The organism is Leucobacter chromiireducens (assembly GCF_051993095.1).
In the GTDB taxonomy this organism is placed as follows: Bacteria; Actinomycetota; Actinomycetes; order Actinomycetales; family Microbacteriaceae; genus Leucobacter; species Leucobacter chromiireducens.
Genome location: NZ_CP197024.1, coordinates 2560340 through 2580350, shown reverse-complemented (window position 1 = coordinate 2580350; position 20011 = coordinate 2560340). Strand labels below are relative to the sequence as shown.

At 68.6% G+C, this 20011-nt stretch carries 23 protein-coding genes; 12 read left to right on the top strand and 11 right to left on the bottom strand.

Annotation, left to right across the window (positions count from 1 at the left end):
- Positions 1 to 58 precede the first annotated feature (58 nt).
- Both ACR81A_RS11710 and ACR81A_RS11705 read left to right on the top strand, forming a co-directional pair.
- A complete protein-coding gene (locus ACR81A_RS11710) occupies positions 59 to 688 on the top strand; it encodes a Type 1 glutamine amidotransferase-like domain-containing protein (RefSeq protein WP_440311890.1) in 630 nt (209 codons plus the stop codon).
- Between the two features lie 14 nt (positions 689 to 702).
- Entirely contained in the window at positions 703 to 1059 is a 357-nt protein-coding gene (locus tag ACR81A_RS11705) for a DUF1801 domain-containing protein (protein WP_202380958.1), read from the top strand.
- A 169-nt stretch (positions 1060 to 1228) separates the two neighbouring features.
- On the opposite strand, the gene ACR81A_RS11700 is transcribed toward ACR81A_RS11705, so the two are convergent.
- From ACR81A_RS11700 to ACR81A_RS11690, 3 genes are all read right to left on the bottom strand, one after another.
- Entirely contained in the window at positions 1229 to 1615 is a 387-nt protein-coding gene (locus tag ACR81A_RS11700) for a Fur family transcriptional regulator (protein WP_440313149.1), read from the bottom strand.
- Positions 1616 to 1662: 47 nt separating this feature from the next.
- Positions 1663 to 2307: an aquaporin gene (locus tag ACR81A_RS11695; RefSeq protein ID WP_440311889.1), complete on the bottom strand. Its 645-nt coding sequence runs from the start codon at positions 2305 to 2307 to the stop codon at positions 1663 to 1665.
- Between the two features lie 188 nt (positions 2308 to 2495).
- On the bottom strand, positions 2496 to 3242 hold the full coding sequence (locus tag ACR81A_RS11690; RefSeq protein WP_440311888.1) for an alpha/beta fold hydrolase: 747 nt from the start codon (positions 3240 to 3242) through the stop codon (positions 2496 to 2498).
- Between the two features lie 100 nt (positions 3243 to 3342).
- On the opposite strand from ACR81A_RS11690, the gene ACR81A_RS11685 reads away from it, so the two are divergent.
- On the top strand, positions 3343 to 3879 hold the full coding sequence (locus tag ACR81A_RS11685) for a DUF1648 domain-containing protein (protein ID WP_440311887.1): 537 nt from the start codon (positions 3343 to 3345) through the stop codon (positions 3877 to 3879).
- A 36-nt stretch (positions 3880 to 3915) separates the two neighbouring features.
- On the opposite strand, the gene ACR81A_RS11680 is transcribed toward ACR81A_RS11685, so the two are convergent.
- Positions 3916 to 4791, bottom strand: a complete 876-nt coding sequence (locus ACR81A_RS11680) for a PaaX family transcriptional regulator (protein WP_440311886.1) — start codon at positions 4789 to 4791, stop codon at positions 3916 to 3918.
- Complete coding sequence (locus tag ACR81A_RS11675; protein ID WP_202380963.1) at positions 4788 to 5336, bottom strand: YqeB family protein; 549 nt, start codon at positions 5334 to 5336, stop codon at positions 4788 to 4790. The genes ACR81A_RS11680 and ACR81A_RS11675 overlap by 4 nt, the downstream gene beginning before the upstream one ends.
- Positions 5337 to 5468: 132 nt before the next feature.
- Between ACR81A_RS11675 and ACR81A_RS11670 the strand changes: the two genes are divergently transcribed.
- Genes ACR81A_RS11670 through ACR81A_RS11660 form a run of 3 tightly spaced genes read left to right on the top strand, consistent with a single transcriptional unit; the run spans position 5469 to position 8813 of the window.
- The gene (locus tag ACR81A_RS11670) at positions 5469 to 7118 is read left to right on the top strand and encodes a GNAT family N-acetyltransferase (protein WP_440311885.1); all 1650 of its coding nucleotides are present in this window, start codon (positions 5469 to 5471) and stop codon (positions 7116 to 7118) included.
- Positions 7119 to 7134: 16 nt separating this feature from the next.
- Positions 7135 to 7458, top strand: a complete 324-nt coding sequence (locus tag ACR81A_RS11665; RefSeq protein WP_202380965.1) for a hypothetical protein — start codon at positions 7135 to 7137, stop codon at positions 7456 to 7458.
- Positions 7455 to 8813 carry a cryptochrome/photolyase family protein gene (locus ACR81A_RS11660; protein ID WP_202380966.1) on the top strand — a complete coding sequence of 453 codons (1359 nt, stop codon included), beginning with the start codon at positions 7455 to 7457 and terminating at the stop codon, positions 8811 to 8813. Before ACR81A_RS11665 ends, ACR81A_RS11660 begins: the two co-directional genes overlap by 4 nt.
- Here the strand turns inward: ACR81A_RS11660 and ACR81A_RS11655 are convergent.
- From ACR81A_RS11655 to ACR81A_RS11645, 3 genes are all read right to left on the bottom strand, one after another.
- Positions 8768 to 9691: a TIGR01777 family oxidoreductase gene (locus ACR81A_RS11655; RefSeq protein WP_440311884.1), complete on the bottom strand. Its 924-nt coding sequence runs from the start codon at positions 9689 to 9691 to the stop codon at positions 8768 to 8770. The two genes, ACR81A_RS11660 and ACR81A_RS11655, sit on opposite strands and share 46 nt — an antisense overlap.
- 74 nt (positions 9692 to 9765) lie before the next feature.
- Positions 9766 to 10470: an SDR family oxidoreductase gene (locus ACR81A_RS11650; protein WP_202380968.1), complete on the bottom strand. Its 705-nt coding sequence runs from the start codon at positions 10468 to 10470 to the stop codon at positions 9766 to 9768.
- A 48-nt stretch (positions 10471 to 10518) separates the two neighbouring features.
- Positions 10519 to 11187: a hypothetical protein gene (locus ACR81A_RS11645; protein WP_237462209.1), complete on the bottom strand. Its 669-nt coding sequence runs from the start codon at positions 11185 to 11187 to the stop codon at positions 10519 to 10521.
- Positions 11188 to 11386: 199 nt separating this feature from the next.
- Here ACR81A_RS11645 and ACR81A_RS11640 point away from each other — a divergent pair, with 199 nt between their 5' ends.
- The gene (locus ACR81A_RS11640; protein WP_420029079.1) at positions 11387 to 13639 is read left to right on the top strand and encodes a heavy metal translocating P-type ATPase; all 2253 of its coding nucleotides are present in this window, start codon (positions 11387 to 11389) and stop codon (positions 13637 to 13639) included.
- A gap of 21 nt (positions 13640 to 13660) precedes the next feature.
- Here ACR81A_RS11640 and soxR read toward each other — a convergent pair whose 3' ends face one another.
- The gene (soxR, locus tag ACR81A_RS11635; RefSeq protein ID WP_202380969.1) at positions 13661 to 14122 is read right to left on the bottom strand and encodes a redox-sensitive transcriptional activator SoxR; all 462 of its coding nucleotides are present in this window, start codon (positions 14120 to 14122) and stop codon (positions 13661 to 13663) included.
- A gap of 46 nt (positions 14123 to 14168) precedes the next feature.
- On the opposite strand from soxR, the gene ACR81A_RS11630 reads away from it, so the two are divergent.
- Positions 14169 to 15635, top strand: a complete 1467-nt coding sequence (locus ACR81A_RS11630) for an MFS transporter (protein WP_440311883.1) — start codon at positions 14169 to 14171, stop codon at positions 15633 to 15635.
- On the opposite strand, the gene ACR81A_RS11625 is transcribed toward ACR81A_RS11630, so the two are convergent.
- Positions 15632 to 16201: an FBP domain-containing protein gene (locus tag ACR81A_RS11625; protein WP_202380971.1), complete on the bottom strand. Its 570-nt coding sequence runs from the start codon at positions 16199 to 16201 to the stop codon at positions 15632 to 15634. The two genes, ACR81A_RS11630 and ACR81A_RS11625, sit on opposite strands and share 4 nt — an antisense overlap.
- An 83-nt stretch (positions 16202 to 16284) precedes the next feature.
- Here ACR81A_RS11625 and ACR81A_RS11620 point away from each other — a divergent pair, with 83 nt between their 5' ends.
- Together ACR81A_RS11620 and ACR81A_RS11615 are read left to right on the top strand one after the other, a co-directional pair.
- On the top strand, positions 16285 to 16860 hold the full coding sequence (locus tag ACR81A_RS11620; protein ID WP_202380972.1) for a TetR family transcriptional regulator: 576 nt from the start codon (positions 16285 to 16287) through the stop codon (positions 16858 to 16860).
- 13 nt (positions 16861 to 16873) lie between these two features.
- On the top strand, positions 16874 to 17497 hold the full coding sequence (locus tag ACR81A_RS11615; protein WP_202380973.1) for a CueP family metal-binding protein: 624 nt from the start codon (positions 16874 to 16876) through the stop codon (positions 17495 to 17497).
- On the opposite strand, the gene ACR81A_RS11610 is transcribed toward ACR81A_RS11615, so the two are convergent.
- Entirely contained in the window at positions 17490 to 18386 is an 897-nt protein-coding gene (locus ACR81A_RS11610) for a LysR family transcriptional regulator (protein ID WP_440311882.1), read from the bottom strand. The two genes, ACR81A_RS11615 and ACR81A_RS11610, sit on opposite strands and share 8 nt — an antisense overlap.
- Positions 18387 to 18498: 112 nt before the next feature.
- Here ACR81A_RS11610 and ACR81A_RS11605 point away from each other — a divergent pair, with 112 nt between their 5' ends.
- Positions 18499 to 19059 (top strand): NADPH-dependent FMN reductase, encoded by a 561-nt coding sequence (locus tag ACR81A_RS11605; RefSeq protein WP_440311881.1) that lies wholly within the window; start codon positions 18499 to 18501, stop codon positions 19057 to 19059.
- Positions 19060 to 19061: 2 nt separating this feature from the next.
- On the top strand, positions 19062 to 19964 hold the full coding sequence (locus tag ACR81A_RS11600; RefSeq protein ID WP_440313148.1) for an EamA family transporter: 903 nt from the start codon (positions 19062 to 19064) through the stop codon (positions 19962 to 19964).
- Positions 19965 to 20011 lie beyond the last annotated feature (47 nt).

The following is a 20011-nucleotide window of genomic DNA, read 5'->3' as shown; positions in this document are numbered from 1 at the left end:
CTTTCGAGAATCGGTGTGCACCGCTCGAATGTCTTGCCTCTGGGTTAGCTTAGAAAGCATGAATCTTCTCTTGCTCTCGCTCGATCCAGGGGCTGTTCCGCAGTTTTTGGAACGGAGCACAAGCCTGGCGCCGAGCGAACTGCGCATTGCCTATATTGACGATGCTGCGTACGGTATGCCGTTCGCTGCATCGGAACGTGCTGGTATCGCTGAATTCGGCTACCAGCTCATCGACGTGCGCGTGAGAGGCATGGCACCCGAAGGGTTCGCCTCGGTGCTTGACCGCGCAGACGCAGTGTACGTTGCGAGTGGCGAGACATTCCTGTTGCTCGACGCTCTGCGTTCGAGCGGCGCCGCTGAGGTGCTTTCCGAACGCGTGCACGCGGGGTTGCCGTACATCGGCTGCAGTGCAGGAGCGATCGTTGCTGGGGAGTCAGTCACGCCAGTGGAGCTCATGGACAACCGCTCACTTGCGCCGGACCTTGAAGGTGATGCTGGGCTAGCTTTCTTCGAGTCCGTGATTATTCAGCACGCGGACGGAAAGCTGCCTCCGTATCCGGCCGAACTGATCGCGCGGATCGTTGAGCAGTTCGGTGAGAATTTTTCGCTGACGCTCCTCGAGGATGCCCAGGCATTGCAGGTTTTGGACGGCGTCCCCGAAGTGATTCCCTCAGAAACGAGCTACTGAGCAAGAGCCCCAGCATGGATGATCGAATTGACAGGTTCTTGGTGAGTCTTGAAGAAGACGGGGACGAGCGTTTTTCTGTCGTCACAGGGCTGCGTGACATGGTCCGCTCCACGTTCCCGAGTGCGGAAGAAATGTTTAAGTATGGCGGCCTGCACTACCTGCGCGATGGGGTACCGTTCGCCGGGATCTACGCGTATAAGAAACACGTAAGCGTGGAGATCAACGGCGCAGCACACCTTGCAAACCCGCACGGGCACCTCGTGGGTGCGGGCGGAGGATCGGGCCGGAAGCACGTGCGACTCACGCACGTCACCGACATTTCTGAGAAGCGCGTGGCTGACTACCTTGCGCTGGCGTGGGAGATGCTCTGAGGCGTTCCGCCTGGGGTCGTGGGGCAGTTCCTGAACTGCCCCCCCCGGATCGGGGTCAGTTGGGCACGGTGTCGGCGGATTGAGACTCACGACACCCTGCCGAACTGACCCGGATCCGGGGAGGGACGCGGGAGCGGGAGTGGGAGTGGCGTGCTGCTACGGCGTGCTGCTACGGCGTGCTGCACGAAGCGCACACCCCGAGGTAGGTCACCTCGACCCCGATGATGGTCATGCCCGTCCCGTGAGCACTATCTGCGGACTGGACGTGGCCAGTGTGCTCTGAAGCCGGCACGTCCACCACGCGGCCGCAGCGCACGCACTGCACGTGGTGGTGGGCGTGCTCGTCGGCAATCTCGTAGAGCGCGGCGTTCGATGCGGGCGGGCTGATGCGCTGCAGGATGCCCGCCCCGGCGAGGTCTTGCACGATGTTGTGCACCGACTGCGGGGTGAGGGACGGAAGATGGGCAGACAGGCCGCGATGAATGTCCGCCGCCGAGCTGTGCGGGTGCGCGGCGAGAAACGCGAGCGTAGCCTCACGGCCTGCGGTGACCCGCAGACCGTGAGCGCGCAGCTGACGTGCGTGAGGAGCGGAGGCGTCCAGGGCTACGCCTCCTGGGTGATGCGGTCCTCCGGATTGAGTGCTCGGAACACGAGCCCCGCGAGCAGGCCACCGAGCAGCGGCGCGAGCAGGTATAGCCAGAAGTTCGACCAGGCGAAGGTGCCGTTGAGCGCGAGTCCGAGCGCGACCGCCGGGTTGAACCCGCCCCCGCTCACCGGCCCGACTGCGAGCGCGCCGACGAGCACCGTGCCGCCGATCGCGAGGCCGTAAAAGGAATTGTTCGGATGGTCGCGCGAGGTCGCTACGTTGAGCACCACCGTCACCAGCGTGAACGTCACCACAAGCTCAGCGATGAAGGCGGGCAGCAGTTCGACTTCGACTGCTGCGGTTGCGCGTGGAACAACGAGCGCCGCCAGTGCGACCGCGAGCGCGGCTCCGATCGCCTGGCCCAGTACGTAGAACGCGAAGTCGCGGAGGCCGAGTGCGCCACGCACCACGGCGCCGAGCGACACGGCGGGGTTGAAGTGTCCGCCCGAGATATGACCAAATGCGTAGACCAGCACCATCAGGGCGAGGCCCACCGCAAACGGAGTGAGCGCCCCGGCATTCGCGATCGCGGTGATGATGGCAAACACGAACAAGAACGTGCCGAGGGTTTCGGCGGCGACATTGCGGACGGCAGTGAGCACGGGAACAGGCTTTCTCTCGGGCGTGAACCACCCGGCGGAGAGCGGAGCGATTCATCAGATGATTACCCGTGAACAGTAGCCAGCGGCACGAAACTGGCCGATCGGCGAATTTTCAGCTTGGGATCGATCCCGCTCGAAAGTCGCTCCCGAACTGGGAAAATGTTTCCTGAGAGGATGGAAAAGTACCGCTAGTGAAGCGGTGCACTGAACTCAAGGACCAGCGACGCGACGGGCTGGGGGCTCTTGATGATGGCCTCGTGTCCACGCCCATCGATCTCGTCCATGCGTGAGTGAGGGATTGCGTCGGCTACCTCACGCACCCAGCCTCGCGGGCAGACACGGTCCGTCTCCCCGCGCAGCACGAGCGTGGGGGTGGTGAGCCGCGGGCAAATGAGTTCGAGGCGGTGGTGCAACATGAAGCGCAGTTTCGCGATGAACCAGCGGGGGCTGGTGTGGAGGTACTCCCAGAGCCCGGTAAAGATGACTTTTGGGGTCTCGCCTGCGAGGTCCTGCAGCATCCGCAGAGACTGCCGTACCGCGGTGCGCTCGTGCCGGTTCACCGTCGGGGCGATCAGCACGAGGCCGGCCACGAGATCCGGATGGTGGAGCGCGACTTCGGCGACGATCTGCGTGCCCATCGAGTGCCCCACCAGGATCACTCGGCCGGGAGCCTCCGCCCGGATGAATTGCGCGACCCGCTCGCCGGTCTCCTCCAGGGTTGTCTCGCTGCCCGGCTCAGGGGAGTCCCCGAATCCGGGGAGATCGACCGCAAGCACGCGCCAGTGGCCCGCGAGTTCCTCTGCCACTCCGGCGAATGTGACGCGTCCCATGCCGATCCCGTGGATGAGCACAAAGGTTTGGCCTGCGGGCCCAGGGGTGTCGGTGAACGCCATTTCGAACTCGTCCGTGCGATAGCGCCGTTCCATCCCGCTCATGCTGTTCACCCTAGCGAACCGCAGCCTGCGGAGACGCGGGGTGACGCGGGGTGACGGAGGAGACTGCAGCCTTCTGAAGCGACTTGCTACGGTGGAGGGGATGAGCGACGCGAGCCCCGAGCAGAGTCCCGAGACCGGCCCCATCACGGTGGGCGGATCGCTGGCGCGACCCGCGCGCACGTACACGACCGGGCCCGTCACGCGAACGTTGCGTTGGGTGGCGGTCGGCATCATGGCCGCCACGATCGTGGCGACGCTCGTGAGCTACCCTCATTTGCCCGAGGAGATTCCCGTGCACTTTGGGATTACCGGGCAGGCCGATGGCTGGGGCCCGAGGTCGAGCATCTTTCTGGTGCTCGGCATTGGTGCTGCAGTGATTCTCGGCGTGGCGTGGGTGTCGCGCCACCCCGCCTGGTTCAACTACCTCGCGGTCATCACCGAATCGAACGCGCAGGAGCAGTATCGCAATGGCGAGCAGATGATGGTCGGCGTGCTGTTGTGTTCTTCGGTGCTCTTCGCCGGAATTCCGCTCAGCACCGTCGCGAATCTGAACTTCGGTTGGCTTGTCGCGGTGGCCGGAATTGGCATGGTGGCTTCGGTGATTGTCGGGATCGCGCGGATGATCCGCCTTCCCTGACCCGCGTGCCGCGTGCCGCGCGCTGCGGGGGGAGATCTACTCGGTGTCGTACGCCGCGAACACAGGGAAGTCGGGCGCCCGGGACTCGAGTGCCTGCCACTCGCCCAGAAACGCGGCGCGCGCCGCGACCGGCGGCCAGGGCGCCGTGCGTAGTTCAGGCGGAAGCAGCGGGTCTTGCGCGAGCGCGCGATCCAATCCCTCGGCGAGAGTGAGTGCGCGCGCGGCGATATCGATCGGGCGGTCCGTGCCCGGGCCCGGCGAGGCGAGCACAGCCTCGAGCTCGGCGTAGGCGGCTACTGTCGGTGCCGCCGGCCAGAGCCGCTCGGCGATCGCCCGTGCGTCTGCGCAGCCCGGCACCTCGAGGGCTGCGCTCGTTGCGGTCATGAGGAACTCGGTCACGAGCTCGGGGGTGACCATGTGTTCGAGTTCTGGTCGCAGCTCGTGCGGAGAAACGTACACGCCAGGGACGAGCAGCGCTGCACCCAGCATGGTGAGTGCGCCGCGCAGTGCGTCTCGGTCGGCACGTCGTGCCTCGGGCACCGTGAAAGCGTGGATGCGCCACAGCCCATCCCACGGGGCGCTTCCCGTGTCGTGGGCGAACGCGAACGCGAGGAGCCGCGCCTCGAGCCGCACGCGTTCGGCGCCGCTGACGGTGCGCTCGAGCGTGCCGGCCCGGCCGCGTCCGATCTGACGGAGCTCACCCGCAGCCTGCATGCGCCGGATAGTGAGCCGAACGGTCTGTTCGGAGAGGCCGACTGCAAACCCGAGGTCGTACACCGTGGCAAGCTCGGCGGTGCCGGCCGGTGAGAAGCAGCCCTCGATCACCGTGCGTGCTGACACGGCAATTGCGTGCGGGGCCGGGCGATCCTGATCCTGATCCTGATCCTGATCCTGATCCTGATCCGTGATCACGCCGCGGCCTCCGGAGCGTTGGCGCGCGACGCAGGCGCGTGAGCGGCATCCCCTCGGTGGGGGAGCGACGTTCCCTCCCACGGGTATCCGTGGCGTGTGAAGGCGGCGGCGATTGCGGTGCGGCCGCCCTCGACGTCGTCGTGGAACAGGACTCGGCCCGCTTCCGACTCGATCCGCACCTTGCCGCCGGTGCGGTACACCCCGCCGACGAGTTCGCGGGCGATGGTGCGAGCGTCATCCCCCGTCTGCACGATGATGCGCTCGTCACTGATGGTGAGAGTGGCGCTCTCGTGTGTGATGACGAGGGCGATCACGAGACCCACGGCGCCCAACACTGCGGGGCGGCCGAACACCATAGCCGGGGCATCAAATGAGGCGAGGAACTTGAGCACGTCGAGGTAGGGCAGGGGCCAGCTGGCTACGTACTGCAGGAGCCAGGGCAGGACGAATCCGAGGAGCACTCCTGCGCCCACGCAGAACAGCCACACGACCGCCTTGGTGCCGGGCGTCATCGTGAGCACGGTGGGAGTGCGAGTGTCGGACATGTGGGCCCTTTCGTGTGGTGCGGGGTGAGGTGATTGCCAATCTATCACAATTGACACGGTCGTTTAATTCTAGATACTTTGTTGATGTGTCGGGAGGATCTAAGCTCCCACCGAACCAAACGGAGGCGCACAGTGCACAGCTCGTTCCCCGCAGGAATCGCTGACTTTCGCGATGGGCAACCCGCGCAGGATCCCTGGGTGGGCGGTCCGAGCGAGCCGGAGTCGATTGAGATCGTGTCGTTCTCCCCGCTCTGGGCTGACCGCTACGAGGTACTCGCCCGCGACATCTCCGGAGCGCTCGGCGCAGGGGCCGTGGAGCTTGAACACGTCGGCTCCACCGCCGTCCCCGGCCTCGCGGCTAAGGACGTGATCGATATCGATCTCACGGTCCCGGACCCGGACAATGAGTCCGACTACGTGCCCGCGCTCGAAGCTCTGGGCTATACGCTGCGCGTGCGCGAACCGGAGTTCGAGGAACACCGCATGCTGCGGCTCGCGTCTCCCCGAGTGAACCTGCACGTGTACGGGCCAAATTCTGCAGAGGTCGCTCGACACCGCCTCTTCCGTGATTGGCTGCGAAGGCACCCCGCCGAGCGCGAGCGGTACGCGGCCGCGAAGCGTGTCGCCGCAGCCGCGGGAGCTGCGCGGCCCATGGAGTACAACGCGAAGAAGGCGATCGTGGTGCGTGAGCTCTACGCGCGGGCGTTCGCGGCGAGCGGGATCCCAATCCGCACTCGTGCGCTCGCCCCCGACCGGCTGCCCGCGCTCCCGGGTCAGGTGCTGGAGGGGCCGCTGCGGTGGCGACCGGTCACGGAAGGAGATGTGCCGCAGCTCGCCGAACTCAGCCGGGTCTGTGGGCTGCTCGACCATCCCCGGGCGGCGGTCACTGAGGAACACATCGCGCTGAGCCTCCGGGGAGCGCGGTTTGACCCGGTGCGAGACACGATGATCGCCTTCGATGCCTCGCGCCGCGCGGTTGCCTACGGGGAGGCTCGGCTGCCCGATGCTGAGCCCGCAGCGGAGACGGGTGGGGAATTGCTCGAGGTGTCGCTTGAGGGGATGGTGCACCCCGCGCTCCGCCGCCGTGGCGTGGGGCGCGCGCTCCTCGCCTGGCAGGAGGCCCGCGGACGTCAGCTGCTTGCAGAATCGGCAAGCGCGCTCCCCGCCATGCTGAGTCTCGGCGGCCGTGTGGCACACCCCGGGCTTGCGGCACTCGCGCAGGGAAGCGGATTCGGGCCGGTGCGCTGGTGGTACGAACTTGAACGCACGCTCGAGGGAGAGCTGCCTCGCCGTGAAGCGCCCGAGGGTGTGCGCCTCATCCCGTTTTCGGACCGCTACTCGGAGCGCACGCGCGCCGCGGTGAATGATGCGTTCCGTGACCACTTTGGATTCCACCCGATCACTCGTCGGGAATGGGAGGACGAGGGAGCGCTTGCTGAGTTCTCACCGGCGCTCTCGCGCCTGGCCGTCGCGGGGCGGGGCACGCTGCGCGACCCGCATCGGGTGGTGGGCCTCGCGCTCAGCGAGGTGAAGCGAGCCGAGTTCGCGCTCCGTGGCGGTCCGTTCGGCTACCTGAGCACGGTCGGAGTGGTGCGCGACTGGCGGGGTCATAGGCTCTCCTCGGTGCTCATTGCCGAGGTGCTTCACGCCTACCGCGCCGCCGGGCTCGGCAGCGCAGTGCTCGACGTTGACGCAGCGAACCCGAGCGGCGCGCTCGGCATGTACGAACGGCTTGGTTTTGCCGAGCGCGACCGCTCGGTCACGTACGCAAAGTACTGTTGAGCGCAGGGAGGTTTCAATGTCGCACTGGGGAATGTGGCCGGCAGCGCTCTGGCTCATCGTCGTGGGCGTGGCGTTCGTGCGCTACCTGCGCGTTCTCTACGCCGGTGGGACGCTGAACCATGGTGAGGTGCAACGCGCACGCCAGGCGATGCTCCTGCCCGCGCTGCTGATGGTCGTGTTGCTCGGGGCGATCGTGCTTGCGACCGACCTGCTGCCGGGCCTCGCCTCCTGGCTGCCGCTTGTGCTGGGCGTGGCCACACTTGCCGGTTCGCTCTGGGCCCTCGATCGGGGCACGCGTGCGGTGCGGCGCGGCCGCGCGGAGCCGGGCGCCGAGCGATGACCACGCTCGTCTGGCTGCGCGACGACCTGCGCATCGCCGATCATCCCGCGCTTGCCGCGGCCGCCGAGGACCCCGCGGGCGTTGTGGTGGCCTACGTGCTCGACGAGGAATCCCCGGGTGCGCGACCCCTCGGCGGGGCGGCCAAGTGGTGGCTGCACCACTCTCTTGCGGCGCTCGGCGATCGCCTCGCCGAGTTCGGCGTGCCGCTCGTGCTGCGGCGCGGACCGGCTGCGCGAGAGATTCCCGCGCTCGCCGCAGAGAGCGGCGCGGCCCGGGTGCTGTGGAACCGGCGATACGGGGCCGAGCGAGCGGGCGATGCAGCGCTCAAGCTGACGCTGCGGGAGAAGGGGATCGCGGCTCACTCATTCACGGGTGGCGTGCTCTTTGAGCCGGGATCCGTGGTCACGGCGCAAGGCACGGGCTACCGGGTGTACTCCGCGTTCTGGCGCGCCTGCCTCTCGAACTCGCCGCCCGCTGCGCCGATCCCCGCACCGGCGACGCTGATCCCGGCCAGTGTGCAACCGCGCAGCGATGCGCTGGGAGCGTGGGGCCTGCTCCCCACAACGCCCGATTGGGCGGGCGGACTTGCCGCACGCTGGACCCCCGGTGAGGCCGCAGGGGAGGCGCAGCTCGAGCGCTTCCTGGGCGAGCGGGCACGCCGGTACGCCGCAGAGCGCGACTTCCCAGACGCGGGATCGGGATCAGAGCTGTCACCGTATTTGCGCTGGGGCGAGCTGAGCCCCCGCACTGTCTGGCACCGGGCGCTCGCCGCCGGGGTGGACGCGGGGATGTTTCTCTCCGAGCTCGGCTGGCGCGAGTTTGCCTGGCACACCGCGTTCGCGTCCCCTGACCTCCATGAGCGGGGGCTCAACCCGCAGTTTGATGCGTTCCCGTGGGAGCGGGAGCCCGGCGCAGAGCTCCTCGCGTGGCAGCGAGGTGAGACCGGCTTCCCGCTCGTCGATGCGGGGATGCGTGAGCTATGGGAGACGGGCTTCATGCACAACCGGGCGCGCATGGTGACGGCATCCTTCCTGACGAAGAACCTGCTCATCGATTGGCGCCTGGGGGAGGCGTGGTTCTGGGACACGCTCGTCGATGCGGACGCGGCGAGCAACCCGTTCAACTGGCAGTGGGTGGCCGGCTGCGGGGCCGACGCGGCTCCGTACTTTCGCATCTTCAACCCGCTGACGCAGCAGCAGCGTTTCGATCCGAGCGGCGAGTACGTTTCGCGGTGGGCACCCGAGAGTCTCCTCCTGCCGGAGCTGGTGGATCTCCGTTCGAGCCGTGCACGCGCACTTGCCGCCTACGATCAGGCGCGTGGGGTGGCGCCCGTGGGCTCCGAGAGGGAACGCTGAACGGCATCCTCCGCGGTTTCTGAGGTGAACGTGAAGCCGGACGCGAGCAGGGCGGTCGGCGCAACGTTCGCGTCAGAGAGCAGCAGTGAGTCCGCCGCGGCGCGGCCGAGCCCGAAGCGGAGTGCCCACCGCGGCGCGGGCACGAGAAACGGTCGGTGCAGCTCGCGCGCCAGAGCCCGGCCGATCTCGTTCGCGCTCGCGGGCTGTGGACCCGCCAAGTTCACGGGGCCGGTGAGGCGGTGCTCGATGATGTGGCGGATCGCGCGCACCTCGTCGGTGAGTGAGATCCACGGCCAGATCTGGTGGCCGCTTCCGAGTGGTCCGCCGAGGCCGAAGCGCGTCAGCGTGATCATTGGCTTGAGAACGCCCTCGGGGTGCAGTACCGGCGCCGTTCGAATGAACGCGAGCGGCACGGTGTCGCCGGCCTCGCGCGCCGCGCGCTCCCACTCCACCGTGAGCCCGGCAAGGTAGGTGGTGCCTGCGCCGCTCATCTCCGTGAGCTGCTCGCCCGGCCGGTCTCCGTAGAACCCCACCGCCGAGGCAGACACTATGAGGGGAGCCTCGTCGCCGAGCTGCCTCGCGGCCGCCGCGATTGTGCGGGCGGGGCCCAGCCGAGAGTCGCGAAGCTGGCGCTGGTACCGAGGCGTCCACGGCAGCCGCCCGATGCTCGCACCGCACAGGTTGACGATCGCAGTAGCGCCGCGGAGCCGCGAAGGATCGAGTGGGGCGTCCCCGGGCCGCCACTCCGTCTCGTCTGAAGAGCGGGGAGCGCGCCTCACGAGCCGCTCGACGGCAACTCCGTCGGCTCGGAGTGCGGTGCTGAGCGCACCACCGATCAACCCCGATGCTCCGGCAATGATGACTCGTTCACGCTGCATGGACCCCTCCTCCGTGCGCGCTGTGGCCGCGGTGCGGCGACGGCGCCCCAGTGACAGCCAGCGTACCCGCGAATCTAGAAGCGGTCATCCAGGATCGCGGGGAGGACAAGTTCGCGCACGAATGACGCATCGGAGAGGCCGAGCAGGCTGCGTACCATTGCCAGCACGTCGTGCACGGGGATGAGGGTGCCCGCGCCCCGCGTTGCGGCCTCGTCGCGCGGCACCTCAAGCGCGTCGTCGGTGTTGAGGTTGCCGAGTTGCAGGGTGGTGACCGCGAGATGCTCCGCGCGGTAGCTCTCGCGCAGTGCATCGGCGATGCCGTTGAGGGCGGTCTTCGACGCACCGAAAGCGAGCTCCGGGCGCCCGCTGCGGGGCAGGCCCGAGGTCGACCCGGTGAGGATGACGCGTGGGTGCCCTGCCGCCAATAGTCGGGGGAGGAGCCGCTGCAGCACCAGCAGCGGCCCGGCCACGTTCGCCGCGAGCAGCCCCAGCGTAGTCTCGTCGCGCTCCGCCGCGAACTCGTAGGCGTCGCTGAATGCGGCGGGCTCCCAGATCCCTAGGTTGTAGATCACCACGTCGAGCTCAGCCGGAGCACCAGCCGCAACATCGTCTGCCGCCTGACGAGGGTCGGCGAAGTCGGCGGCGATCCAGCGTGTGGGCGAGCTCGCCTCTGCGGGGAGGCTGCGCGCCACACCCCACACTTCGTGGCCATCGGCGTTCAGGCCGTCGAAGAGTGCTCTACCGAGGCCGCGGCTCGCGCCGACAATCAGAATGCGCATGGCCCACAGTGTGGCACAGGCGTTGCCTCGGCGGCTGGGATCAGCCCGTCAGTCGCGTTCCGCGCGCTCGACATCCGCGTCGGTCGCCGCGATCTGGTCTTCCAGCTCGGTGACGAGGGCGGTGAAGTGCGCGTTGCACGCCTCGATCTCGGCAGTGAGCTTCGCGCGGCCCGCGGCGGTGGGGGTGAGCTCGAGGTCGAGCGCGTGGTCCCGCACGCGGTCGAGTTGCAGGGCGATATCCGCAACGCTGCGGAGGATGTCAGCGGTGTCCGCGCTCGCCGCGAGAAACTCCACCCACTGGCTGAGGGCCCGTGAGAGGATCTTGCGCTCCGTGACCACCTGATCGCGCAGCGCGCTCAGCTCCGTGCCCCAGCCGGTGATGTCGAGATCGGGATCCAGCCCGCGGATTGAGCGGGGCACCACGTGCCCGCGTGCGATCTCGCTCTCATCGTCGTCGGCCAGGTCGTGGAGGAACTCGGTGAGCGCAAGGCGGGTGACCGGGGCCCAGCGGCGTGCGGTCGAGCGCGCAACCACCTTGTCCACGACCAGCACGGTGAAGAGCGAGGTCACGAGCCCGGCAGCGAGACCCGAGAGCACGACGAGCTCCTGCCAGATGCCGGTCGCGACGTCGAGCCAGATCACCACAACAATCACGGCGATGCCGACGAGGATTCCGGCGACGTTGAGGGCGCGCTTGCGCGGCGATGGGTGACTCACAGATCCTCCTGGGAAGGGGGCGGGGTGTCCATAACCATATCCGAGCTGAGGCACAGGGGAGGGTGGACGGCACCGCGCCCCGCGGGGCAGAATTGCGCACAACGAAACTCATATGCTCGAATGCGGAATACCCCATAGGGGTATATGGTTGCAGGTGACGTCGACCGGTTGTGACTGGTGCGACGGAAAGGGGACGAAGATGACCGACACCCAATCGCCCACGCCAGACCCGCACGCAGGGCACACCATGCATGCCGGGCACGATCCGCATGCCGGGCATGACGAGCATGCCGGGCACGACGCCCACGCGGGGCATGACGAGCACGCCGGACACGATGAGCACGCTGGACACGATGCGCACGCGGGGCACGACGCGCACGGCGGTCACGGGGGCCACGCCGGGCACGGCGACCACGTCGCACAGTACCGCCGCCTCTTCTGGATCATGCTCGTGTTGGCCGTTCCCACGGCAGCCCTCTCGGGCATGTTTGCCATGATCCTCGGCTACGAGCTGCCGAGTTGGCCCTGGCTCGCCTGGGTGTCGCCGATTCTCGGCACGGTCATGTACGTGTGGGGTGGCCGCCCCTTCCTTGTCGGCGCAGTCGACGAGATCCGTGCGCGCAAACCCGGCATGATGCTGCTGATCGGCCTCGCCATCACGGTCGCCTTCCTCGCTTCCTGGGGATCCAGCCTGGGGATCCTCGACCACCAGCTCGACTTCTGGTGGGAGCTGGCGCTCCTCATCGTCATCATGCTGCTGGGGCACTGGGTGGAGATGCGCTCGCTCGCGCAGACCACCTCCGCGCTTGATTCGCTCGCGGCGCTCCTGCCCGACACTGCAGAGCGCGTGGAGCACGGCGAGATCGTCGTCGTTGCCCCAGCGGACCTCCGGGTGGGTGACCTGGTCGTCGTGCGGCCGGGCGCAAGCGTGCCCGCTGATGGTCGGGTCGTTGAGGGTCGCGCCGCAATGGACGAGTCGATGGTGACCGGCGAATCACGCACGGTCACCCGTGAGCCGGGGGATTACGTCACCGCTGGCACCGTGGCCACCGACTCCGGCCTGCGCGTCGAGGTCACCGCAACGGGCGACGACACCGCGCTCGCTGGCATTCAGCGCCTCGTGAGCGACGCCCAGAACTCCTCCTCGCGTGCACAGCGGCTTGCGGACACCGCCGCCGGGTGGTTGTTCTGGTTCGCGCTCGGCGCCGCGGTGATCACTGCGATCGCATGGACGCTCTTCGGCATGCCTGACGAGGCGGTCGTGCGCACCATCACGGTCCTCGTGATCGCGTGCCCCCACGCGCTGGGCCTCGCGATCCCGCTCGTGGTGTCCATCGCGACGGAGCGGGCCGCTCGCGGCGGCGTGCTCGTGAAGGATCGCCTGGCGCTCGAGAGCATGCGCGTGGTTGACGCGGTGCTCTTCGACAAGACCGGCACACTCACGAAGGGTGAGCCTACGGTTTCGGAGGTTGCGCTCGCCGACGCGAACGGTGGGCTCGACGCGGACGCGGTGCTCGCGCTCGCCGCAGCGGCGGAGTCGGAGAGCGAGCACCCGCTCGCAAAGGCGATTGTTCGAGCGGCGCGGGATCGGGGACTCACGGTTCCCGTCTCCTCCGAGTTCTCCTCCTCCCCGGCGGTGGGGGTCACCGCAACGGTCGACGGTGCTCGCATTCGCGTGGGTGGGCCGTACCTCCTGTCCGAGGAGGGCGCCGAGGAACTCGCCGCGGTCGAGCCGTGGCGCGAGCGCGGCGCGATCATCCTGCACGTGCTGCGTGACGGTGCGGTGATTGGCGCGCTCTCGCTGAGCGACGAGATTCGTTCCGAGTCGCGGGACGCGGTTGCCGCGCTCCATAAGCTTGGCGTCAGTGTGGTGATGATCACGGGTGACGCACCCGCGGTGGCACACGCCGTCGCGGCCGACCTCGGGATTGACCGCGTGTTCGCCGGCGTCCGTCCGGAGGACAAGGCGGCCAAGGTGCAGGAGCTGCAGGCCGAGGGGCGCCGCGTCGCGATGGTGGGCGACGGGGTGAACGATGCACCCGCGCTCGCGCAGGCAGACGTGGGGCTCGCGATCGGCGCGGGCACCGACGTGGCGATTGCTTCCGCAGGGGTCATTCTCGCGAGTGACGATCCTCGTTCCGTGCTGTCGGTGATCCGCCTGTCGCAGGCGGCCTACCGCAAGATGCAGCAGAACCTGTGGTGGGCGGCCGGGTACAACCTCATTTCAGTGCCGCTCGCTGCGGGCGTGCTCGCACCCATCGGCTTCGTGCTGCCGATGTCGGTCGGCGCGATCCTGATGTCGCTTTCGACCATCGTGGTTGCGCTCAACGCGCAGCTGCTGCGCAGGCTCGACCTGCGCCCGGAGGTGGTGACGCGAGAGATTCTCGGGGGCGCGGGCGCGACGTCGCCGGCGCGTGCGGAGGGGGACGAGTCGCTGTTGGCCTCCCGCTAGGCGCACCGCATTTCCGGCGGTCTACTCGGGATCGGGATCGTGGCCGATGCGCCGCGGTCCCGGTCCCTCGGCGGCCAGTCGGTCGCCGGGGTTGAGCGCGATGCAGGTGTTTAGTGAGAGGCACCCGCACCCGATGCACCCCGTGAGCTCGGCTTCGAGGAGTTCGAGCTCGCGACGGCGCTCCTCGAGCCGGTCGCGCCACGCTTCAGAGATGCGCCGCCAATCCTGTTTCCCGGGCATCCGGTCGTGGGGCAGATCCGCGAACACCTCCGCGACTTCACTGAGCGGCACACCGAAGCGGCGCGAGGCGAGGATGATCCCGATCCGGCGGAGCACGTAGCGCGGGTAGCGGCGCTGGTTCCCTGCCGTGCGCACCGAGCTGATGAGTCCCTGCGCCTCGTAGTACCGCACCGCGCTCGGGGCAATGCCCGCGCGGGTGGCGACCTCGCCGACGGTGAGAAGATCCTTCGGGCTCGTGCGCATCGTGCTCCTTGACTTCAAGTGAACTTGAAGTTTTAGGGTACTCGGTGTGACTGAAACCAACCAGACTTCTTCCCCCGAACCGCCGCACCCCGAGCCGCGTCCGGCTCCGCGCGCCGGCAGCTGGCGCGACCTGTTCAGTCGCGCGCACGCGCCCGCCGTGACGGTGTTGGCGAGTGGCGTGGGGCTCTACGCAATGAATCTCTACTTCACCGCAGCGCTCCTCCCCACGGTCGTGGCCGATATTGGCGGTGCCGAGTACTTCGCGTGGGCCGCCACCGCCTACCTCATCACCGCGGTGGTCGCGACCATGCTGGTCAGCCGGTTGCTTGCCGGGGCTGGCCCCGCCCGCGCCTATGCGCTCGCGTTCGCGCTGTTCGCGCTCGGCACCGGCGTGAGCGCGCTCTCCGCGGGAATGGAGCAGTTCGTGCTCGGCCGTGCGATCCAGGGATCCGGGGCGGGGCTCCTCACCGGGCTCGGCTACGCGGTGATCCGTGGCGCGCTGCCGCCGGCGCTGTGGACGCGGGCGACCGGACTCATCTCTGCGATGTTCGGCGTCGGGACGCTTGTCGGCCCCGTGCTTGGCGGGGCGTTCGCGGAGTTCGCTGCGTGGCGGGCCGCACTCGGCACGCTCGCGGTCCTGGCGCTCGCGCTCCTGCCGGTCGCCGTGCGGGCACTTCCTGCCTCGCTGCTGGGTGCCGACCCGAGCGGCGAGCCGCACCGCCCGGCTCCCGTGCCGCTCGTGCCCATCGCGACGCTCGCGGCCGCCGCGGCAGCGCTGAGTCTCAGCTCGCGCCTCGGCGGTCCGCTTGTTGTGGTGGCGATTGGCGGTGGGTTGTTCTTGCTCGTGGCGTTCCTGCTGCTCGACTCGCGCCACGCAAACGGCGTGCTGCCCCGCCTTGCCTACGCGCGGGGCGGGTCGCTGAAATGGGTGTACCTCACGGTTGCCGCGCTCTGCGCAGGCGTCATGGTGGAGAACTTCGTGCCGCTCTTCGCGCAGCAGATCGGCGGGCTCACGCCGCTCGGGGCCGGGCTGCTCGGCGGTGCGCTCTCGCTCGGCTGGGTCGCCTCGCAGCTGTTCAGCGTCGGGGCGGGGTCAGCGCGCGTGCCGACACTGATTCGCGTGGCGCCGTGGCTTCTCACGGGTGGCCTCTGCACGTATGGCCTGCTGCAAATTGCCGAGCCCGGAATCCCGATTGTGCTCGCGTGGGCGCTCGCGCTGTTCATCGCCGGTGCGGGCATCGGCCTCGCGTTCCCGCACCTCTCGGTGGCCGCGATGATGAGCAGTAGCGACGAGCGCGAGGGTGCGAAGGCGGCCGCCGCCGTGAGCACCACGCAGCTGATCGCCTTCACGCTCACCTCGGCCCTCGCTGGGAACCTCATCGCGCTGGGGGATGGGCCGCTCAGCTCTGCCCGTTGGCTTGCCTTCGGGCTCACTGCGCTCACCGCGCTCGGAATCGCGACCGCGCTCGCGGCAACGCGCGCCTCCCGCCGCGCGCAGGCCGAGCGTCCCTAGCGGGCCGAGCCGGACTCACCTGCCGAGCGGGTCTCGCGTGCCCCGCTGCGCTGGTGTGGGGACGCGTGCCCCGCGCCCAGCGCGAGCACCTCGTCGACGAAGCCCGCTGCCCGGCCGGCGAGCTCCGCGCGGTGCGCGGCAACGAGCTCGTCGGCCGGCGGGTCGAGCGGCGTGAGTGGGCGCAGCGCGTTGACGCGGGCATTGCAGTCGAGATCCACGCACAGGTACGTGCCGAGCGTCGACATGCGCCGCTCCGCGAGGGCGGTCGGCGCAACAAAGAGGGACACCTGCTCGAAGCGGCGCGGGATCCGGCACAGCTCACACATCACCGCGCGGCCCGCCGCGGTGCGCGTGCGTGTGGTGGTGAGCATGATGCCACGGAGGGCTCCGCCGTGCGCGGTGAAGAGGTAGCCACGCTGGGGCGCGCTGGGGTCGCGCCAGCCAATGTAGTCGCGCTCACCCCATGCTGGGCGCAGGGGGTGTCTCGTCATGCGCACGGTGCGCCTCGTGGATTCGTCGATATTGCCGAGCGCGGCGCGCAGCTCGCTCAGGGTGTGCGGGGGCACAAGATCCTCCATTCGGTTCAATTTGTACAGTCGTACAGATTAGCTCGCTAGTCTGGATCCGTCCACTCAGGAAACGAGGAACGATGGCCTACCTGCCCCGAGAAGCGCGTCGCGAGGCGATGATTGGTGCTGCGCTCGAGGTGATTCGCGCGGATGGTTTCGCGGCTGTGTCTGCCCGTTCGGTCGCGCAGGCGGTGGGCGGGTCGCCCGGGCTCGTGCATCAGCACTTCACCTCGGTCACCGAGCTCACCGGGCTCGCCTGGCGGCACTACGTCGCCGAGAACCTTGCGGAGTTCACAGCCGCGGTCGCCGAGCCCGGAGGTGGCGCAGTTGCCGAGTTCTTCGCAAACCACCTGGACGAGACGCGAGCGGCCGAGCTCTGGCTCTGGGCAGACGCGTGGGCGCACGCGCTCCGTGTGCCCGAGTTCGCGGGCGTCTTTGCTGGCACGGTCGCCGAGCTCACTGACGCGCTTCGCGGCGCGGATCCCGGTCTCACGGAGGCCGAAGCGGATCGCGCGGTGCTCCTGGGGATCGGCCTTGCGGGGATGAGGCGCGTGGCTCCGGATCGCTACGGGACCGAGCGGGTCGCCGCAATTGTGGGCGTGGGAGGCGGCCGGGCGGTGGCGTCGGATACGCAGGGCGCACTCAGCGAGAACTGACACGATACGGGGTATGGGTATCTCAGTCGCGCGCGTGCGCCCCGCTCTTGTTGGCTCGGCGATTGCCGCAATCGTGCTGCTGGCCGGCTGCTCAGCGGCCGGTGCCGCGGAGCAGCCGGCCACCTCCGGTGAGGTCTCGGCCGAGGAAGCTGGCGCCGCCGCCGTGCTCGCTGAGCTGGGTATCGATGCGAGCGACCCCGTCGCGCTCGTGGAGGGCCTGGAGGCGTTGCCGGTGGCCGAGCGCCCTGCGGATTTCGTGGCGCAGGTGATGCCCACGGAGGTGAAGGTGCAGCCTGAGCAGCCGGGCGAACTCGTGCTTCCCGTTGCGGGCGATCAGTTCTACCTCTCGGTCGCGCCGTATCGTGCCCAGACGCATCCGTGCACGTTCCACGTGCCCACCTCGTGCCTGGGGGAGATGCAGAACGCGGACATTCAGCTGCGCATCACGGACGCCGCGAGCGGAGACGTGATCGTTGACGAGGCGCGTACGACCGAAGACAATGGCTTCGCCGGGGTGTGGCTGCCGCGCGATGGTGAGTTCACGATCGAGATCACCGCCGACGGCGATACCGGCGTGCAAACCGTGCGCACGGGGGCGAACGACCCGACCTGCATCACGACGCTGCAGCTCAGCTAGCCGCGGCGCCCGAGGCCAGCTGCGCGAGCAGAATCTCACGGAAGCGCTCGGCCGCGGGGGTCGGGTTGAACGCGTCCCAAATGAGCACCTCGTGTCGACGCGGTGCGGGCGTCACGGCGAAGGTTGCGAGCCGGTGTGCCTCTCGCTGCGCCACGATCGTGGGGAGTAGGCCCACGGCGAGCCCCGCTTCGATCAGCCGGAGCGACGAATCAAACGCGCTGCTCTCGAACTGCACCTCGCGCTCGATTCCCGCGCGCGCAAAGGCTCGATCGCTCTGCTCGCGCGCGGGGGAGCCGGCGGGAAAATCGACGAATGGCTCCGCCGCGAGTTGGGCGAGCGAGACTCGCTTCCGCCCCGCAAGCGGGTGGCTGCGGTTCACCGCACCCACGAGGGCCTCGTCTCCAAGGAGCCTCGCACCCACCTCCTCCGGCAGCTGGGGATCCGGCAGGCCGAGCACCGCCACGTCGATGCGGCCTGCGCGCACGTGCTCGAGGAGTCGATCGCTGTGGTGCGTGCGGAGGGTGATTCGCACGCCCGGGTGGCGCGCGCGAAAATGCGCGAGTGCCGCAGGCACGTCGACGGTTCCCGTCGTGGGGATCGTGCCAATGGTCAGCGTGCCGCGGATGTCCCCGGTGGCTGCCGCGCCCGCCGCAGCCGCTCGTGCGGCCGCGTCGAGTGCGGCGCGAGCGTGTGGCAGAAACGCCTCGCCCGCGGGGGTGAGCGCCACTTTGCGGCTCGTCCGCGCGAACAGGGGGTAGCCGAGCTCGCGCTCGAGCGCGGCAACCTGATGGCTGAGCGCGGACTGCACGACGTGGCACTGCTCGGCCGCGCGCGTGAAGTGTTTCGTCTCGGCAACCGCCACGACGTACCTGAGCTGTTGAAGTTCCACGGATCAATCGTGAATCACGATTGATCTCATGTCAATCATGTGTTGGACTCATGGGTCTGGTGGCGCCGAAGATGGGACTGTCCCGGAGATGCTGGGGCGGAAACGGAGACCCATGCGTATCGGAGTGCTGAGTGGCAGCATCGCGAGCGATTCGATCAACACGGCCCTGCTCGGGGCGCTCGGCCACATCATCGGTGAGCGCGCTGAGATCGTGCCCATCGCCATCTCGACGCTGCCGCTGTATGGCCGCGACGCGGATACTGGGCATCCCGAGGTTGCGGTCGCGTACAAGGAACTCGTGCGCGGCCTCGACGGGCTCATCATCGCGACACCGGAGTACAACCGTGCGCTCCCGGCTGCGCTGAAGAACGCGCTTGAGTGGGGCTCGCGCCCGTGGGGGGAGAATGTCTTTGCGGGGCTTCCGGTGGGCATCGTCGGGGCCTCGCCCGGCACGATTGGCACCGCACTGGCGCAGCAGCAATTGCGCGCCGGTCTCGCGTTTCTCGACGCCCCGACGCTCGCGCAGCCGGAGGTGTACCTCCGCTGGCGCGACGACATGCTCGATAGCGCGGGGCGCATCGCCGATGCGGGTACGCGCGAGTTCCTGAGCCTCTGGGTCGAGCGTTTCTTCGCGCACGTGACCGTCCACGCTCGGGCAGCGGTGCTCGCGTGAGCATGACTGCCGCGCCCACTCGTGCCGCGCGGGGGAGCGGCGCGGCGACCGCACTCACGGCGCTTGCGCCAATGATCTGGGGCACCACCTACTTTGTCACCACCGAGTTCCTGCCGACGGGGCACCCGCTCTTCGCGTCGCTCGTGCGGGCGCTTCCCGCGGGCCTCGTGGTGCTCGCGGCGACGCGCGTGCTGCCGCGGGGGCGCTGGTGGTGGCGGTCGCTGGTGCTCGGCGCGCTGTTTATCGGGGTGTTCTTCCCGCTTCTGTTTGTTGCGGCAGAGCGGCTCCCCGGTGGCGTCGCGGCGACGGTGGGCGCGCTGCAGCCGATCATTGTTTCGGTGCTCGCGCGGGTGATGCTCGGCGAAGCCGTTGCGCCCGCGCGCCTGGCCTTCGGCGGCCTGGGTGTCATCGGGGTGGCGCTCATCACCCTGACTCCGCAGGCGAGACTCGATCCGATCGGGATCCTGGCGGCGCTCGGCACCGCCGTCTCGCTCGCGCTCGGCATGATTCTTGCCCGGCGCTGGGGGCGACCCGCCGGAGTGGGGGCCGTGGCGTTTACGGGCTGGCAGCTGACCGCAGGCGGGCTCATGCTCCTCGTGCCCGCGCTGGTGTTCGAGGGTGTTCCCGCACAGATTGATGCGCCCGCGCTGGGCGGTTACCTGTGGCTGGCGCTCTTCGGTGGGCTCATCTCGTACACGCTCTGGTTTGGCGGGCTCGGGCGAATCTCGATTGCCGCGGCCTCGTTCTTGGGCCTCCTCTCGCCGGTGGTTGCGGTGGCGATTGACGTGCTCGTGCTGCGCGCCGAGTTCTCTGGCGGGCAGGTGGTGGGCCTGGTGCTCACGCTCGCGGCGCTGCTCGGCGGGGCGCTTGGCGGGGGACGTGATGCACAACGGAAAAAGTCGTGATACTCTCGATCTGCAACGAAATCAGTTGCAAAATGATTGTTAAGCTA